The sequence below is a fragment of the Acinetobacter sp. genome, assembly GCF_049284435.1.
Classification (GTDB): Bacteria; Pseudomonadota; Gammaproteobacteria; order Pseudomonadales; family Moraxellaceae; genus Acinetobacter.
Genome location: NZ_JBAPXX010000077.1, coordinates 1 through 16,208 on the forward strand (window position 1 = coordinate 1; position 16,208 = coordinate 16,208).

The 16,208-nt window shown below is 42.7% G+C and carries 15 protein-coding genes and 1 pseudogene; 6 read left to right on the forward strand and 10 right to left on the reverse strand.

Going from position 1 to position 16,208, the window contains the following annotated elements:
* Positions 1 to 316: pseudogene (locus WAK81_RS07035) on the forward strand (glutamine amidotransferase); the annotation flags it as partial.
* A gap of 47 nt (positions 317 to 363) precedes the next feature.
* On the opposite strand, the gene WAK81_RS07040 reads toward WAK81_RS07035, so the two are convergent.
* The 5 genes from WAK81_RS07040 to WAK81_RS07060 form a co-directional block, all read right to left on the reverse strand.
* Entirely contained in the window at positions 364 to 951 is a 588-nt protein-coding gene (locus tag WAK81_RS07040; RefSeq protein ID WP_422196254.1) for a YceI family protein, read from the reverse strand.
* Between the two features lie 129 nt (positions 952 to 1,080).
* Positions 1,081 to 1,536 (reverse strand): GNAT family N-acetyltransferase, encoded by a 456-nt coding sequence (locus WAK81_RS07045; protein WP_422196255.1) that lies wholly within the window; start codon positions 1,534 to 1,536, stop codon positions 1,081 to 1,083.
* Positions 1,537 to 1,711: 175 nt separating this feature from the next.
* Positions 1,712 to 1,927, reverse strand: a complete 216-nt coding sequence (locus tag WAK81_RS07050; RefSeq protein WP_004729883.1) for a hypothetical protein — start codon at positions 1,925 to 1,927, stop codon at positions 1,712 to 1,714.
* Positions 1,928 to 2,061: 134 nt separating this feature from the next.
* On the reverse strand, positions 2,062 to 4,050 hold the full coding sequence (gene tkt, locus WAK81_RS07055) for a transketolase (RefSeq protein WP_422196256.1): 1,989 nt from the start codon (positions 4,048 to 4,050) through the stop codon (positions 2,062 to 2,064).
* A gap of 445 nt (positions 4,051 to 4,495) precedes the next feature.
* Entirely contained in the window at positions 4,496 to 4,879 is a 384-nt protein-coding gene (locus WAK81_RS07060; RefSeq protein ID WP_422196257.1) for a pilin, read from the reverse strand.
* A gap of 471 nt (positions 4,880 to 5,350) precedes the next feature.
* Here WAK81_RS07060 and metK point away from each other — a divergent pair, with 471 nt between their 5' ends.
* From metK to WAK81_RS07075, 3 genes are all read left to right on the forward strand, one after another.
* Positions 5,351 to 6,517, forward strand: coding sequence for a methionine adenosyltransferase (gene metK / locus WAK81_RS07065; protein ID WP_422196258.1), 1,167 nt, complete (start codon positions 5,351 to 5,353; stop codon positions 6,515 to 6,517).
* 332 nt (positions 6,518 to 6,849) lie between these two features.
* Positions 6,850 to 7,194 carry a hypothetical protein gene (locus WAK81_RS07070; protein ID WP_422196259.1) on the forward strand — a complete coding sequence of 115 codons (345 nt, stop codon included), beginning with the start codon at positions 6,850 to 6,852 and terminating at the stop codon, positions 7,192 to 7,194.
* 266 nt (positions 7,195 to 7,460) lie between these two features.
* Positions 7,461 to 8,672 (forward strand): YeeE/YedE family protein, encoded by a 1,212-nt coding sequence (locus tag WAK81_RS07075; protein ID WP_422196260.1) that lies wholly within the window; start codon positions 7,461 to 7,463, stop codon positions 8,670 to 8,672.
* A 55-nt stretch (positions 8,673 to 8,727) separates the two neighbouring features.
* On the opposite strand, the gene WAK81_RS07080 is transcribed toward WAK81_RS07075, so the two are convergent.
* The 3 genes from WAK81_RS07080 to WAK81_RS07090 all read right to left on the reverse strand — a co-directional run bounded on the left by WAK81_RS07080 (position 8,728) and on the right by WAK81_RS07090 (position 11,339).
* A complete protein-coding gene (locus WAK81_RS07080; RefSeq protein WP_422196261.1) occupies positions 8,728 to 9,237 on the reverse strand; it encodes a hypothetical protein in 510 nt (169 codons plus the stop codon).
* Between the two features lie 63 nt (positions 9,238 to 9,300).
* Positions 9,301 to 10,080, reverse strand: coding sequence for a TIGR03915 family putative DNA repair protein (locus WAK81_RS07085; RefSeq protein ID WP_422196262.1), 780 nt, complete (start codon positions 10,078 to 10,080; stop codon positions 9,301 to 9,303).
* Complete coding sequence (locus WAK81_RS07090) at positions 10,080 to 11,339, reverse strand: putative DNA modification/repair radical SAM protein (protein ID WP_422196263.1); 1,260 nt, start codon at positions 11,337 to 11,339, stop codon at positions 10,080 to 10,082. Before WAK81_RS07090 ends, WAK81_RS07085 begins: the two co-directional genes overlap by 1 nt.
* Before the next feature lie 207 nt (positions 11,340 to 11,546).
* Between WAK81_RS07090 and WAK81_RS07095 the strand changes: the two genes are divergently transcribed.
* Entirely contained in the window at positions 11,547 to 12,590 is a 1,044-nt protein-coding gene (locus tag WAK81_RS07095; protein ID WP_422196264.1) for an NAD(P)H-dependent flavin oxidoreductase, read from the forward strand.
* A 55-nt stretch (positions 12,591 to 12,645) separates the two neighbouring features.
* Here the strand turns inward: WAK81_RS07095 and WAK81_RS07100 are convergent, their stop codons facing one another.
* Both WAK81_RS07100 and dusB read right to left on the reverse strand, forming a co-directional pair.
* Positions 12,646 to 13,323 carry a hypothetical protein gene (locus WAK81_RS07100; protein WP_422196265.1) on the reverse strand — a complete coding sequence of 226 codons (678 nt, stop codon included), beginning with the start codon at positions 13,321 to 13,323 and terminating at the stop codon, positions 12,646 to 12,648.
* Positions 13,324 to 13,572: 249 nt separating this feature from the next.
* Entirely contained in the window at positions 13,573 to 14,592 is a 1,020-nt protein-coding gene (gene dusB, locus WAK81_RS07105) for a tRNA dihydrouridine synthase DusB (RefSeq protein WP_422196267.1), read from the reverse strand.
* A gap of 129 nt (positions 14,593 to 14,721) precedes the next feature.
* Here dusB and WAK81_RS07110 point away from each other — a divergent pair.
* The coding region (locus tag WAK81_RS07110; RefSeq protein WP_422196266.1) for a tyrosine-type recombinase/integrase at positions 14,722 to 16,208 on the forward strand (1,487 nt) is incomplete at its 3' end.

Here is a 16,208-nt window from a genome sequence, read left to right on the forward strand (position 1 = left end):
TCTCGAAGATATCGACGTCCTGCATTGGCATGGTGATACCTTTGATTTACCGGAACAGGCTGAATTACTGGCCAGCTCTGATCTTTATCCAAATCAGGCCTTTCGGGTAGGACAGAACATTATGGCACTACAATTCCATGCTGAAGTGGCCAGTGAAAGTTTAGAGAAATGGCTAATTGGACATACCTGTGAGTTACGCAAAGCCCAGATCAATATTCCTGCATTGCGAGCGGATCATCAAAGCTATGCGCCCGCGCTTGAACAGGCAGCCAGTTCGGTATTGATGCATTATTTAGAAAACCTGCAACTTAAATAACCGTAATAAAAAAGCACCCAGTTGGGTGCTTTTTTAATTTGTCATTCTTACTTTTTCGGAGCAGGTACAGAAGCTTCAGTGGTAATGTTCACTGTAATTTTATCGCCCACATTTGGAACATAACCGCCTACCCCAAAGGCTGAACGATTAAATGAAGTGGTTGCATTGAAACCAATCGTTTGTAATTTAGTCATTGGATGTACGCCTTGTTTATTTAAAACTGCATCCAGTACCACAGGTTTAGTGACATCTTTCACGGTTAAGTTGCCGGTGATTTTGTACTTGTTTTTGCCTAAAGCTTGAACTTTAGTACTTTTAAAAGTGATATTCGGATATTTGACAGCATCAAAAAATTCTGCTGTCTTAATATGGTCATCCAGTGCTTTCACATTCGTATTAATGCTTGCAACTGGGATGTTCACATTGACCGAAGAATTCGCAGGTTTTTCATTATCAACATTAATCGTACCCTGGATGTCACTGAAGTTTGCAGATGGTGTAGAGAAACCAAAGTGGCTCCAAGAGAAAACAGTTGCTGAATGGGTCGGGTCAATCGTATAGGCCACTGGTTTTGCCATAGAAACTGTTGCTACAGATGCGACCGCCAAGCCTAATGCTAATATTTTGAAATTCATGTTTTTATCTCACGTTTTGGATGTTATTAAGTGTATAGAATCTGGAACCGTTTACAGCCCTAAAGATAAAACGTTTTGTTGCAGCGATGAAACGATAAAATTGTAAGTTATTTTTTTAATTTTTGAGCTTTAATCCATATGGTACTGGATGAATCCAGTTTTCTTGGCGACTTTGTTATACAACGCTTGCGCCTGATGGTTTGATTCCTGAGTCAGCCAGTAGACCCGGTCGCAATTACGCTGCTGTGCTACCTGATAGACATGCTGAATCAACTTTCGCGCCACACCCTGTCCCCGATAGTCCGGATGGGTAAATAGATCCTGCAAATATGCATAAGGTCTTACTGTCCAGCTACTATTATGTTCAATGACATGCACAATCCCTACGACCTTTCCATCAATCAAGGCCGCAAAACCGTACATTGAATCTAATTCATAATTGGTTAATTTATCCCAGGTATTTTCACTTACCTCTTCACAGATTTGCGTCTGATAAAAGCGTTGATAGTCTTGCCATAAAAATAGCCATTCCGGCTGTGATATTTGCTCTAGAGATTTGATCTGGATCTGGGGCTGTATATTCATGTTTAACCGCTTCTTTGGCTTATTTCTTTAATTTAAGTCGTTTCAATAGTGGTCGCTGAATTTTTATAGCGGCCTAAACTTAGCTTTATCTCATCTGGTGCTCATAAGCAACCTATCAGATGAAAATCATCCGATATAAAAAAAGCCCCAATTAGGGACTTTTCACGCTTTATATTTAAAGTTTTTCAACCAGAATACGATCAACCTGTTTTAGGCCAGTCGTCTTTTCATGATTTTTACGACGCACTTTAATGACCTTTTCTTCGGCTAATTCTTGCAGCATTAAATCAACTGCAACCATCGCTTCAAGAGGTAACTCCTGTCCGATCCACTTGAGTTCGCCTGCATCCATTAAAGTAATTTCATCGTTAATTTGTTCATACAAGCTCATGCTCATCTCACTCTTTCATTTCGACTATGGGAGAACTTTCTAACGGTTGCCACATGAAAACAACGTTAAAAAGTGAAAAAACAAAAGACGCCCCAAAACTGGAGCGCCTTTTAAAAAAACGCCTAATCAGTTGATTATGCAGTAATCTCTTTTACAGCTGCAACCACTGCTTCAGTGGTAATCCCGAAGAACTGGAACAAGTCTTTTGCAGGTGCAGATTCGCCATAAGTAGTCATACCGATGACGCGACCATCAAGACCTACAAATTTCCACCAATAGTCTACATGAGCAGCTTCAACAGCAACACGTGCACGAATATTTGATGGCAGAACCGCTTCACGATAAGCAGCATCTTGCTTCATGAATTCTTCAGCACATGGCATAGACACTACACGCACGCCTTCAAGCTGTGCATAAGCTTCCATTGCCAGAGATACTTCAGAACCAGTTGCGATGATGATGGCTTTCAATTCACCTTTTTCTTCAGCCAATACATAACCACCTTTCGCAGCGTTCTCAATTTGAGCTTGAGTACGGGTTTGGAATGGCAAGTTCTGACGAGAGAAGATCAATGCGGTTGGACCTTCAGCACGCGTTAATGCAGATTTCCAAGAAATTGCTGCTTCAACGGTGTCACATGGACGCCATGTGTTCAGGTTTGGCGTACCACGAAGTGATGCGATCTGCTCAACAGGTTGATGCGTTGGACCATCTTCACCCAGACCAATTGAGTCATGCGTATACACATGGATCACGCGCTGTTTCATCAATGCAGACATACGTACGGCATTACGTGCATATTCCATAAACATCAGGAATGTTGCTACATAAGGGATAAAACCGCCATGCAGTGCAACACCATTCGCGATTGCAGTCATACCGAATTCACGTACGCCATAGTGTACGTAGTTACCCGCCGGATTGTCCTGTACGCCTTGCGCACCTTTCCACAGGGTCAGGTTAGAACCTGCAAGATCCGCAGAACCACCTAGAACTTCTGGCAATAATGGAACAAGTGCTTGCAATGCATTTTGGCTCGCTTTACGCGTCGCAATCGTCTCAGCTTTGGCATTCACTTCTGCAATATAGGCATCCGCTTTTGCAACGAAGTCAGCCGGTAATTCACCAGATAAACGACGTTTAAGCTCAGCTGCTTCAGTTGGATATTTTGCAGCATAAGCAGCAAATGTTTCGTTCCAAGCTGCTTCTGATTCAGCACCTTTAGCTTTCGCATCCCAAGCTGCATACACGTCTTCAGGAATCACAAATGCTTCGTCAGTCCAGCCTAGTGCTTGACGAGTCAAGACGATTTCGTCATGACCGAGTGGTGCACCATGACTGTCTTCTTTACCTTGCTTGTTTGGTGAACCCAAACCAATCACGGTTTTACAAATAATGATGGTTGGTTTAGCAGTTTCAGCTTTCGCCTCAACAGTTGCCTGACGGATTGCATCTGCATCGTGACCATCAACTTTAATCACTTGCCAGCCGTACGCCAGGAAGCGTTGTTCTGTATCGTCAGAGAACCAGCCTTCCACTTCACCATCAATCGAAATGCCATTGTCGTCATAGTAAGCAATCAGTTTGCCCAGACCCAATGTTCCTGCCAAAGAACATGCTTCGTGAGAAACACCTTCCATCAAACAGCCATCGCCCAAGAAGCAGTAAGTGAAGTGATCTACAACTTGAATGTCATCTTTGTTGAATTGTGCAGCTAGAGTTTTTTCAGCCAGCGCAAAACCAACAGCATTCGCGATGCCTTGACCTAAAGGACCAGTCGTCGTTTCAATCCCTGGTGCATAACCCAATTCCGGGTGGCCAGGTGTTTTAGAATGAAGTTGACGGAATGCTTTTAGATCTTCAATCGAAAGATCGTAGCCCGTTAAATGAAGAAGCGCATATTGAAGCATAGAGCCATGGCCATTTGACAATACAAAACGGTCACGGTTTGCCCAATTCGGGTTGGTCGGGTTGTGGTTCATGAATTCACGCCAAACCACATCAGCGATATCTGCCATCCCCATTGGAGCACCTGGATGTCCTGAGTTTGCTTTTTGCACAGCATCCATTGCCAATACACGAATTGCATTTGCAATACGACGTTCATTAAGCGGGGTTGTCATAAATCAGAGTCCAAAATATTCAGAAATAGGAAATGATGAAAAGACTTTCAAAACTGCTGTCTATTGTCTTAAAAAAACAGCGAGGGGTAAAGACCAACCAACAATATTTATCAGTTTATTGAGTGTCTCTTGCCTTATCGTACAATTATTCCACATTTCTTCTTTAGCTTCGATTCGCTCTACTGGTTTTCAGATTGAATTATCCTGCATTTCGAAAGCGGCTTTAGTTTCTGTATCTGAATTTTAAGCTGATAGACAGGATTGAATTTATGCTGATTTTGTTTCTATTTCATATGACTCACATCAGTATTTCTGAAGAAAATCTATACAATTAACTAAACTAGTCATGATGTAATTTGTACTAAATTTTATAAAATATTGGCAGGATTGTTTGATATACAGGTGGAATCTAATTTGCTTAGGCTAATTTCCAACCTCGGCAGACTTATTGTCCCTGACAGTCTTTAGGCAAATAGCGCTGCTGAATATCAGTGGAATAACATTTGCCACTGTGAACATCAAAAGCGACTGATTTCCCGCGAATCGCAGCATCTACTCCCTGCTCTCGTATCTTGAACTCTATCCGGCAAGCGGCATTAATGATCACTTTTTCGATATATTGACCATGCCCACCAATCTCGCGTCCAGCATCACAGTGTTGATCCGAAGCAATAAACTGGGTTCGATATGCTCCAGCTTGCTCAAACACTTCTGCTAATTGATTACGCACGACATAAGCTTGATAACTCATAAATGCCATCGTCACTAAAATCGCGATGATGATGAGCACGATCAGCACTTCAATCAGGGTAAATGCCTTTTGATACATGATTTCTGATCTCCGTACAGTCTTGCTCCAAGAAGTCCATAGCAAAAGATGTCGCCATTCCTAACCAGCTTATGTGGAAGACTTAGGCTAATATGAAGATATACACGAACATCAACAAGACATTTGGTCGGAAGGCGCACAGTCTGAATCTGCTTTATTAATGTAATGATCACTTGCTTAAGTAAATTTTGAATTTTGAGCTTTGTATTTTTCTATTGTCTATTTTTTTAAGATTTAATCGGAAATCTAAGCATTTAATTTTCTGACAGTCTGACGGATTAAAATATTGTTGCTTCATATTCCTTCATCAATAATGCTGTCTAAATAGACATATCAATTTTTTTAATTCTATTAATCAATTAAAAACACAATAATTTGAAACAATTTCGACCAATTTTGTCGTGTTAAGCTAGTCCTAGAGCGCAACTCGATGTAACATATCGGGTCTTTAAAATTAACTGTGATAGGACTATGCGCGAGTACGCTGTATTTACTTCGGAATCTGTAAGCGAAGGCCATCCAGATAAAATGGCTGACCAAATCAGTGACGCTATTTTGGATGCAATCTTAAAAGAAGACCCATATGCACGGGTTGCTTGTGAAACGCTTGTAAAAACAGGTGCGGTTGTACTTGCCGGTGAAATCACAACGACAGCAAATGTTGATTTTGAGGCAATTGTACGTCATACCGTAAACGGAATTGGTTATCACCATTCTGATCTTGGCTTTGATGGCTCGACCTGTGCCGTGATCAACATGATTGGTAAACAGTCACCTGAAATTGCTCAGGGTGTAGACCGCCAGAAACCTGAAGATCAGGGTGCCGGCGACCAAGGTTTAATGTTCGGTTATGCAAGCCGCGAAACTGATGTATTAATGCCTGCGCCGATTTCATATGCGCATCGCTTGATGGAAAAGCAGGCTGAATTACGCCGTAATGGCACCTTGCCATGGTTACGCCCAGATGCAAAAAGTCAGGTAACTTTTGCTTATGAAAATGGCGTACCAGTTCGTTTAGATGCAGTCGTTCTTTCGACTCAACATGATCCTGAAATCACTCAAGCGAACCTGAAAGAAGCTGTGATTGAAGAAATCGTGAAGAAAATCATTCCTGCTGACATGTTCCATGGAGACACCAAATTCCACATCAACCCAACGGGTATGTTTGTGATCGGCGGTCCTGTGGGTGACTGTGGTTTGACTGGCCGTAAAATTATCGTAGATACCTACGGTGGTATGGCACGTCACGGTGGTGGTGCTTTCTCTGGTAAAGATCCATCTAAAGTTGACCGCTCTGCTGCGTACGCAGGTCGTTATGTGGCGAAAAACATCGTTGCTGCTGGCCTGGCTGACAAGTGTGAAATTCAGGTATCTTATGCGATTGGTGTTGCTGAGCCAACTTCAATTTCAATCAATACCTTCAATACTGCAAAAGTCTCTGAAGAATTGATTATTGCACTGGTTCGTGAACATTTCGACTTACGTCCATATGGCATTACCCGTATGCTTGACCTGATCCAGCCGATGTATAAGCAAACTGCTGCTTATGGTCACTTCGGTCGTGAAGGTTCAGATACTGCCTTTACTTGGGAAAAAACTGACAAAGTGGAAGCGCTTAAAGCCTCTGCTGGTCTATAAATTTTTCTTAAAAAAAAAGCCCGCACAGTGTGGGCTTTTTTAATGTCTTTAATTTTTTCATTTTTAGAATTATCTCTGGTTCGCGATAACAAATATTTAAATACCAAGCTTCATACTATAACCTGCCTTTCGAACAATACTTTTGAAACTCCCTCTTTTTGAATATCATTACTCTATGAAACTTAAAACAACTTCCGACTGAGCCATTACAGTATAAGTATCGAAAAAAGTTACAGTTAATCAACAAATATTGATCTATTTGCTAGCATAAATCTAAATAAATGGCTGCTAAATTAGATTGCAGCTCTACAACAACAAAAGGATATTACTCGATGAATAAATTACTAATTGCTTTAGGTTTGGCAACCACTGTTGCCTTAGTCGGCTGTAGTAAAGAAGAAGCGCCTGAAACCGGTGCAACCACAGGTGAGCATTTAGAAAATGCAGCTAATCAAGCCGGTCATGATATGGAAGATGCCAGCCGTGAGGCTGAGGTAGAAACCGAACGAGCAATGGATAATGCCGCAGAAAATACTGCTCAGGCAGCGGACGAAGCAGCTGCTGCAACGTCCAGAGCAGCAGATGCCACTGCGGAAGCAGCACGTAAAGCAACTGCAGCAACTGCAGCGGCAGTTGAAGAAGGTGCTGGAGAAGTTCGAGAAAAAGCTGAAAACTGATTTTAGCATTCAGTTTGATGTTTAAAAGCCTGCGATTGCAGGCTTTTTTTATCAGAGATGATTTTAAATATCGAATTATCTAAATTGAAATTGCATTATTTCTTGATGGGAGCAAATTTTTATCTCGTCAATCAATAAGATCAAATAAATTGATAAAACTTATCAAGTATTAGAATGACTTAATTGTGATTCACTAGGCAAAATGAGCTGCATTTAAACTGAAATTCAGTAGAATACCAGCCTTTATTTTTAAAATTTAATCTCCCATGTCAGTCATTGTTGCTGCTTCCCAACGGTCGAATATTTCGGTCTGGGCAGCTTTTATCTTGCTTATCATAGGTACAATCGGTGCCTATCAAATCGTAGGCTTAAATCAAGCCCTATTATTTTTGGTTGGTGGTGCACTGGGTATGACCCTGTACCATGCTTCATTTGGTTTTACTTCGAGCTGGCGTGTTTTTATCAAGGAACGTCGCGGTCGTGGTTTACGCGCGCAGATGATTATGCTAGCTCTGGCAGTTTTGCTGTTCTTCCCCGCTTTAGGTGCAGGTGAATTGTTCGGCAACCCAGTTAAAGGTAACGTTAATCCTGTTTCCGTGTCAGTCATGATTGGCGCCTTTATTTTCGGTATTGGTATGCAGCTCGGTGGCGGTTGTGCATCAGGTACGCTATATACCGTGGGTGGCGGTAGTGCACGTATGTTGGTAACGCTGCTGTTTTTCTGTTTGGGTTCGCTGATTGCGACCTCGCATCTTGACTGGTGGTTTGCCCTGCCTCATCTGGAGCCTATTTCACTGGTAGAAAGTTTAGGCGTCCTCCCTGGATTGCTGTTGAGCTTTATCGTTTTTGCCATCATTGCTGCGTTGACTGTTTATTTTGAAAAGAAACGTCATGGCAGCTTGGAAATTGAGCCAAGCAGTGAACATCAGGGCTGGAAGCGCTTTGTTCGTGGTCCCTGGCCTCTGATTTGGGGAGGTGTTATCCTGACCTTGCTCAATTTTGCGACTCTGGCACTGGCAGGTCGTCCTTGGGGCGTGACCTCTGCGCTGGCAGTTTGGGGTGCCAAAGGTGCTACGCTCATGGGTGTTGATGTGGCTGCCTGGGATTATTGGCAAAAAGCTGGAAATGCCAAAGCGCTTGCAGAATCGTTATGGTTTGATATTACCTCAATGATGAACTTCGGTATCATGCTGGGTGCTTTGTTGGCAGCAAGTTTGGCAGGTAAATTTGCTCCGAATTTCAATATTCCAAAACGTTCACTGATTGCTGCTGTTGTAGGTGGCTTAATGCTGGGCTATGGCGCACGCTTAGCTTATGGTTGTAATATCGGTGCATATTTCAGTGGGATTGCATCTGGTAGTCTGCATGGCTGGTTATGGCTGGTGTTTGCCTTTATCGGCAATGGCATTGGAGTAAAACTTCGTCCGATCTTCTTCCCGGATGAAAAACCGCAGCCTGAAAAACTGACCGGTTGCTAATGATTAAAATCAAAAAAGCCCATCAATTTGATGGGCTTTTTTCTGTCTTTAAGATTTACAGTGCAGCTTTTAAATTACAGCCATAACCCATGGTCTGCTGAACCTGACGATAGGTCGTATAACGATCCAGAATAAAAGTATAAAAATGATCGGCATCAGAGAAATTGGCTTTTAAATTTTCATTCTTGGCATTAGGCAGTTTGATGTCATTGACCAGTTCCAAATTGTAATGTCCCAAACGGTACATATCGGCAAAATAACTATTCATCATATCGCAATAAGCAATTTTACTGGGTTTTAATGCGGTACTGCTGACAAGATGCTGGTTCAAGCTTTGCAAATTATTGACATCTAAAGGAAACTGGTGTGCGAAAGCAATGCTTTCGACTTTCTTAAATTTCTGAAAGTCCTGGGCTAACTGAACATTGAGTGCATCAAAACGTTGCTGCAGTTCCTGTGCGGTCTGAACCTGATATTTGGCTGGATCTACGACCGGTTTTTGTGGTTGTTCCGAACATGCAGTTAATCCAGTGAGCAGTGCTAATGACGTTAGCCATACCTTCATGTTTATACACTCAATTTAAATATACCAACACTTATTATGCCTGAAAGCAGCCTGATGTATTGTTTAAAGTATTTTCTCATTCATATAACGCCAGTAGCGCTTTGGCACATATTGAATATGCAATTTCATGTTCTTGCGCGCCTGAATGTTCACACTGTTAAAATAGTCTTTCCAGAGCTGATCATATAGCAGCTCTTGATCATCCAGTTCAATACTGAATGACTGACTATGACCAATCCGGATTTGTGGATCGATTATTTCAGCGTTCATTTCGACCTGATGCACCTGCTTTAAATCATAATAAATACCGTAATTACGCCGCTCATCATAAATCAGCCAGCTTTGATCCTGATAACGCTTCTGAAAATGTCGGGAAATAATTGGCAAGACATTAAAATCCGGTCTGACCAAACTCAGAAACAAGCCATCTTTGGCTTTTTTAAAGCGTACAAAAGCCTCCATGCGATGCTTTTCCCGTCCCACTTGCTTGGCCCATTGCGACATACCAATCACCGCAGCATGACCATAATCTTTATCGACTGGACGCTGGTTTTGAAATACATAGATTGCAAAATCAAAAAGAGTCTGGAACGCTGCTTCCTGTTCTGACAGAAAAGTATAATAAAAAGCACGCAAACTGCTGGAAGATATTTTCTGCTTTAATCCCTGCCAGACCCGTTGCCCATGCTGATCATTCGCGACGACATGAATAAACTCATCAAACAGGCCATTTTGCGCTTGAGGATTGGCCGTCACTATCACGTTAAATTCTTTAAACTCGAAAGCACGGAATACACAACTGAGCAGACCGGTCATGCTGCCATCAAAGCAATAACTGGCCACTAGAAACCAAATCCTAATTGAGGCGAAAGTTGCTGCTGATATTTGGATTGCCCTGACATCAAAATTTGCTGGCGGATCTGATAGGACTGCTGATCTTTCTTAAATTTCGGTGTATCTGCACAGCGAATAAAATGCTGCGCCCGGTTATAAGCCACGCCCATGCGTTTTAGCTGGTCACTATGAATCTGTCCAAAACGGCGTGCCTGTACAATTTTCTGCGCAGAACGCACACCTATGCCGGGTACCCGTAGAATCATTTTATATTCGGCACGGTTAATATCTACCGGAAAGACTTCAGGATGACGCAAGGCCCAACTGAGTTTGGGATCAATATCCAGCTCCAGATTCGGATGCTGCTCATCGACAATTTCATCAGCAGAAAAGCCGTAAAAACGCATCAGCCAGTCGGATTGATACAGGCGGTTTTCTCTTAATAATGGCGGTGCTGAGCCGATGGCGGGTAAGGCTTTATCTTCAGGATTAATCGGGATATAACCAGAGAAATACACCCGCTTCAGCTTGAATTCCTTGTAATGCCGGTCAGCCATCAAAATAATGTCCTGATCGGTTTCACTATGCGCGCCCACCACCATTTGTGTAGTTTGTCCGGCAGGTACAAATTTTGGAACGGAATTGATCAGCTTGCGTTCATCTTTAAGCTGGATCAACCGGTCACGCACAATGCCCAAGTCTTTTTGTACTTCAGCATGAGTTTTCTCAGGCGCAAATTTTTGCAGTCCCGCTTCCGTCGGCATTTCCAGGTTAATACTCATACGGTCGACATACAGTCCGGCTTCGGTAATGATTTCCTGCGAGGCACCCGGAATGGTTTTCAGATGAATATAGCCATTAAAGTTTTCTTCGAGTCTAAGTTTTTTGACCACCTGTAGCATCCGCTCCATGGTGTGATCGGCCGATTTAAAAATCCCTGAACTGAGAAACAGACCCTCAATATAATTACGCCGATAAAAGTTCATGGTCAGATCGACGACTTCCTGCACGGTAAATGCTGCACGCTGGACGTCATTGGAACGGCGCGAGACACAATAGGAACAGTCAAAAATACAGACATTAGAAAACAGAATTTTCAGCAAGGAAACACAGCGGCCATCTTCGGTATAACTATGGCAGATGCCATTCCCGGTATTGCCCACGCCCTTGTCTTTATTTTTACGGTTGCTACCGCTGGATGAGCACGACACATCATACTTGGCAGCATCAGCTAAAATTTGCAGTTTTTCACGGATACGATCAGACATGAACTCAGAGAATATGTGACCAAAAAGCTATTATAAAGCGTTCAATTCTAGGCTAATAAAAGTTCTATCTTCTTGGCGACGTAGCATGTCGCAAGAAATGTAAATAACACGTAACCCATGCTGCAGTATTTCAAAATAAAATAACCAATATGATTTGCTTAATTTGGTACTCAAAGGCAAAGTAACAACATAACTAGGAGCAAATCTATGTCTTTATTAGAAAATCTCGGAATTAAACATCCTATTTTCTTGGCACCGATGGCAGGTGTCTCTACACCTGAGCTTGCAGCCGAAGTGTCCAATCAGGGCGGTTTGGGTTCACTAGGCCTGGGAGCCAGCAGTATTGATGCAGGGCGACAACAAATTTTAAAAACCCGGGAACTGACAGATTGCCCTTTTCAGGTCAATTTTTTCTGTCATGACAGTGTGCCTGTAGATGAAACTGTAGCGCAGGCATGGATTGCACAGTTTAAAGATAAATTTGCCGAATATGGCGCTCAGGCACCGGATCATTTGGAGTGTATTTATCCGAGTTTTAAAGATAATGATGACTTCCTGAATCTGGTATTGGAAACCAAACCGCGAGCGGTCAGCTTTCATTTTGGGATTCCACATCCGCATCAGATTCAAGCCCTAAAACAGGCCGGGATTCTGACTATAGTATCTGCAACCAATTTTGCCGAAGCTAAAGCCATTGAAGCTGCCGGAATTGATATCATTATTGCACAGGGTATTGAAGCTGGCGGCCATCGCGGAATTTTCAGCACCAAGTTTGATGCTTCAGTCAAAACTTCCAATCTGGTGAAGCTGATCAAACAGCATTCTTCCCTGCCGATTGTAGCGGCCGGCGGGATTATGACGGGTGAACAAGCGCGTCAAATGATGGATTTCGGTGCAGATGCCGTGCAACTTGGGACTGCATTTGTGCAATGCAAATCCTCCAATGCCAATGATGCCTATCGTAAAGCCTTATTTTCCAAGCCACTCACTCAAGTCAGTGCCAGTATTTCCGGTCGTCCTGCACGCGGCATCATTAACCACTGGCATATTGAAGTGGATACACCCGATCGGCTGGATGTTCCGGCTTATCCATATACTTATGATCTGGCCAAACAATTGCACGCTGCTGCCACCAAACATGGGGATCAAGGTTATGGCGCATTCTGGGCAGGTTCAAATGTGGCACAGATTCGTGAAATGGAAGCCTCCGATCTGATTAACCAGCTCATACTGGAAATGAAGCATCTTTAATCATTGAATCATAAAAAAACCTCTCCACATGGAGAGGTTTTTAATTTATCTAGAATTAGCGTGTGACACGATGCCAGGCATCTTTAACTGCAAATTTAGCTTCTTCCCAGTTGAGGCGGGATTCACCTTTTAACTGTTCCCACTTGGTACGCAGTTCAGGTTCGGCACGATCAAAATCCGTATCATGCTCATACATCGGACGGTTTTCATAACCGACCCGATAAGCGCCGCGATAATCACGGTCATAATCTAGATCGCTATATGTGCTACGCGTTTCATTGAAATACGGGCGATTATGATACTCATCTCTCCAGTAATTATCTTCTGCACTTAAATGATCTGGATGTCGATAATTATCTGCCTCAGGCAAGTTCTCTGGATGCTGGTAATTATCTGCCTTTTTCTCATGATCAGGCGTTGCAATGTCATTACCTGCAATACCGCCAACCACTCCACCGATAATACCACCCACCACTGCACCTGGAGGGCCACCCACCAGACCTGCAACTGCGCCTACAGCCGCTCCGCCTAGAGTACCGGCACTGGTCGCAGCCAGATTATCCTCACCTTCATTCATGTCAGGAACACGAGGATTATCTTTCACGGGTGTATTCAAATCTGGACGCGCATTGGTATCAGTCGGATTGATATTCAAGCCTTCACTGCGTTCTTGTGGCAATTCCGTTGACGTTTTATGGCTAAACTCTGTGACTGGACGATTGGTATTTGTCATTACAGATCTCCCTCAATGATGACGATAAACAAGATGGATCACATCTGGTTCATATCTGGATAGATTCATCATAGAGGAAGCTTGAGTAAGCAATGTCCAAGTCCTGTCCAGTTTAAGTGAACAAACTGTGCTGCTATGTATTAGACAAGCTGAAGTGTAAACAGAATGCAAAAATCAGCCTGCTCAAGATAAAAAAGGTAGGGATTTCATGCAAAAAATATTACATGATTTGTTGAATTTTGCCTGTCTTTACTTGGTTTCCAGTAAATTCACCTGCTCGACCTGCACATCATTCATGGTTAAACCATGTTCTAGCAGTGCATTAAAATAATCCTCTACCATACGATACTGATCAGCGGTATTTTCAACCTGATACATGTTCTGGCGAAACTCGTTGCTGGAGCGCAGACCTTTGGTGTACCAGGCAATATGCTTACGGGAAATTCGGCAACCGGAATACTCGCCATAGAATTCGTACAATTCTGTCAAATGTCCCAACAGCACATCTTTCACTTCTGTAATACTTGGTGCATCAAGATGTTGACCGGTTTTTAAATAATGGGCAATTTCACGAAAAATCCAGGGCCGACCTTGTGCTGCACGACCAATCATAATTGCGTCTGCACCGGTATAATCCAGCACGTATTTGGCTTTTTCCGGACTGTCGATATCACCGTTGGCAATCACTGGAATATTCAACATTTCTTTTACATCTTTGATCAAGGCATAACGCGCAGTATTCAGGTACATATCTTCACGGGTACGGCCATGCAAAGCCAGTCCTGCAATCCCGGCTTCTTCAGCCCGTTTGGCGACCCGCATAATATTTTCCTGGCCGTTCAAATAGCCAAGACGGGTTTTTAAGGTCACTGGCACATCAACTGCAGCCACAACTACATCTAAAATACGCGCAACTAGATCTTCATCCTGCAACAAAGCTGAACCGGCGAGTCGGTTACAGACCTTTTTGGCTGGGCAGCCCATATTAATATCAACAATTTGTGCACCATTTGCCACCTGATAACGTGCCGCTTCAGCCAGATCATGGGGATCTGAACCAGCAATCTGCGCTGAAATCGGTGCCAACTCTCCATCAAAATTGGCACGATATAAACTCTTTTTACTCATGCGCAAAGTTTTGTCAGACGTCATCATTTCACTGACCGCATGGCCTGCACCAAAATATTTGCACAAGGTTCTAAACGGACGGTCGGTCACACCTGCCATGGGGGCCACCCAAAGCTTCCTATCTATTGATCTTCCAAACAATTCTTCAATTACATTGTTTTTGTTCAAAATCTTTAACCTCGTTTAACTTCGTTTAGTCGCTTCGTATTGACTTTTAGTGTCCTTTGATTGCACCCTACTTGCACCCCAATATTTTAATGGTGCAAATTCATGGGAACAGTCACTAAGCGACAAACAAAAGACGGCACAACCCGGTATAGAGCTCAAGTCCGTGTACAACGTCAAGGCTACCCTGAATTCAAACAATCCAAGACTTTCAGCAAAAAGTCATTAGCTGAGGATTGGATCAAACGCACGGAAGCAGAAATCGAATTGCACCCTGAAAAAATGTTGAATCCGGCGGTGCAAATAAAGCACAAAACGCTCAGGGAGTTCATTTGTCAGTATTTGGAAGAAGCAGACAGCTTTGCCAGGACAAAAACAGGAGCACTACAGCACATCGCTAGTTTAGATATTTCTGAGAAGAATATCTATTCTTTAACACGACAAGACTTTTCTGATTATGCAATTATGCGAAGAAAAGGCGATCCAGTTAAAGGAACTGATGGTGTTGCACCTGCCACCATCTTAAAGGACTTAAGCCATATCAAGGCTGTCATCGTTCATGCAGAGTTTGTATGGGGTGAACCTTTAGAGACTGTGCTAATCGAATTTGAAAAAGCCATGATTGGTTTACAGAAGTCTCGCATCGTGACCAGATCCAAACAGCGTGACCGCTTGCCTACGGCGGAAGAACTTCAAATGCTGACCAACTATTTCTATAAAAGCTGGAAACGGGTCAAGAACTCAACGCCGATGCACCTGATTATGTGGTTTGCCCTCTACACTGCCCGTCGTGAAGATGAGCTGTGTTCATTGCGCCTGGATGATTACGATGATTTAAATAGTCAGTGGTTAGTCAGAGATGCTAAAAATCCGAATGGTTCCTTGGGTAATCATAAGTATGCTCACATGGAACCAAGAGCCATCAATATGATTGATGAGTTTATGAAGCCAGAAGTCCGGGATCGAATGCTTGCCTTGGGATATGACAAGAATATTTTAATTCCAGTGAATACCCGTACCGTGTCTACATACTTTACCCGGGCGTGTAATGCCTGTGGTATCACTGACCTAAGATTCCATGATCTACGCCATGAAGCTGCAACCCGTTATGCAGAAGATGGCTTTACCATTCCCCAGCTGCAAACTATTACCCTTCATGAATCCTGGAATACCCTTAAGCGCTATGTGAATCTTAAAAAACGTGGTATTCGATTAGAATTTGAGGAAGCAATCCGTGTTGCTGAGGAAAACTATAATAGCTATTACAAGGAATGGAGTAAGAAACAGCGATATATGGCATTGGTTGATAAGAATGATGCTTTTGAGGATGAGGGTGTAATTAATGTTGAATTTAATTTCATCAAAAAACATTTAGATCTGTTTATTGAGATCCATCAGAACAATAAATATTTTAAACGCCTGCATGTGAATAAGTTGAATAGTAATAATCCATTCGCCTGGGATAATTCCAATAACAGATTTGTGGCTCATGATATTCAATTAGCTTGGGAAGACTGGTTTACTGAGAATGGAAAAGTAGACTGGGATGAATTACCGGAAGGAGGTACGCATTTTGGAATTAGGGATCTTAC

Excerpts from the sequence above, each read along its gene's own strand:
- WAK81_RS07050 (WP_004729883.1), bottom strand. The coding sequence starts at position 1,927 with ATGAGCTTGTATGAACAAATTAACGATGAAATTACTTTAATGGATGCA.
- WAK81_RS07070 (WP_422196259.1), top strand. The coding sequence starts at position 6,850 with ATGAATAAATTACTAATTGCTTTAGGTTTGGCAACCACTGTTGCCTTA.
- WAK81_RS07100 (WP_422196265.1), bottom strand. The coding sequence starts at position 13,323 with ATGACAAATACCAATCGTCCAGTCACAGAGTTTAGCCATAAAACGTCA.
- tkt (WP_422196256.1), bottom strand. The coding sequence starts at position 4,050 with ATGACAACCCCGCTTAATGAACGTCGTATTGCAAATGCAATTCGTGTA.
- metK (WP_422196258.1), top strand. The coding sequence starts at position 5,351 with ATGCGCGAGTACGCTGTATTTACTTCGGAATCTGTAAGCGAAGGCCAT.
- WAK81_RS07095 (WP_422196264.1), top strand. The coding sequence starts at position 11,547 with ATGTCTTTATTAGAAAATCTCGGAATTAAACATCCTATTTTCTTGGCA.
- WAK81_RS07040 (WP_422196254.1), bottom strand. The coding sequence starts at position 951 with ATGAATTTCAAAATATTAGCATTAGGCTTGGCGGTCGCATCTGTAGCA.
- WAK81_RS07080 (WP_422196261.1), bottom strand. The coding sequence starts at position 9,237 with ATGAAGGTATGGCTAACGTCATTAGCACTGCTCACTGGATTAACTGCA.
- WAK81_RS07060 (WP_422196257.1), bottom strand. The coding sequence starts at position 4,879 with ATGTATCAAAAGGCATTTACCCTGATTGAAGTGCTGATCGTGCTCATC.
- WAK81_RS07090 (WP_422196263.1), bottom strand. The coding sequence starts at position 11,339 with ATGTCTGATCGTATCCGTGAAAAACTGCAAATTTTAGCTGATGCTGCC.
- WAK81_RS07045 (WP_422196255.1), bottom strand. The coding sequence starts at position 1,536 with ATGAATATACAGCCCCAGATCCAGATCAAATCTCTAGAGCAAATATCA.
- WAK81_RS07075 (WP_422196260.1), top strand. The coding sequence starts at position 7,461 with ATGTCAGTCATTGTTGCTGCTTCCCAACGGTCGAATATTTCGGTCTGG.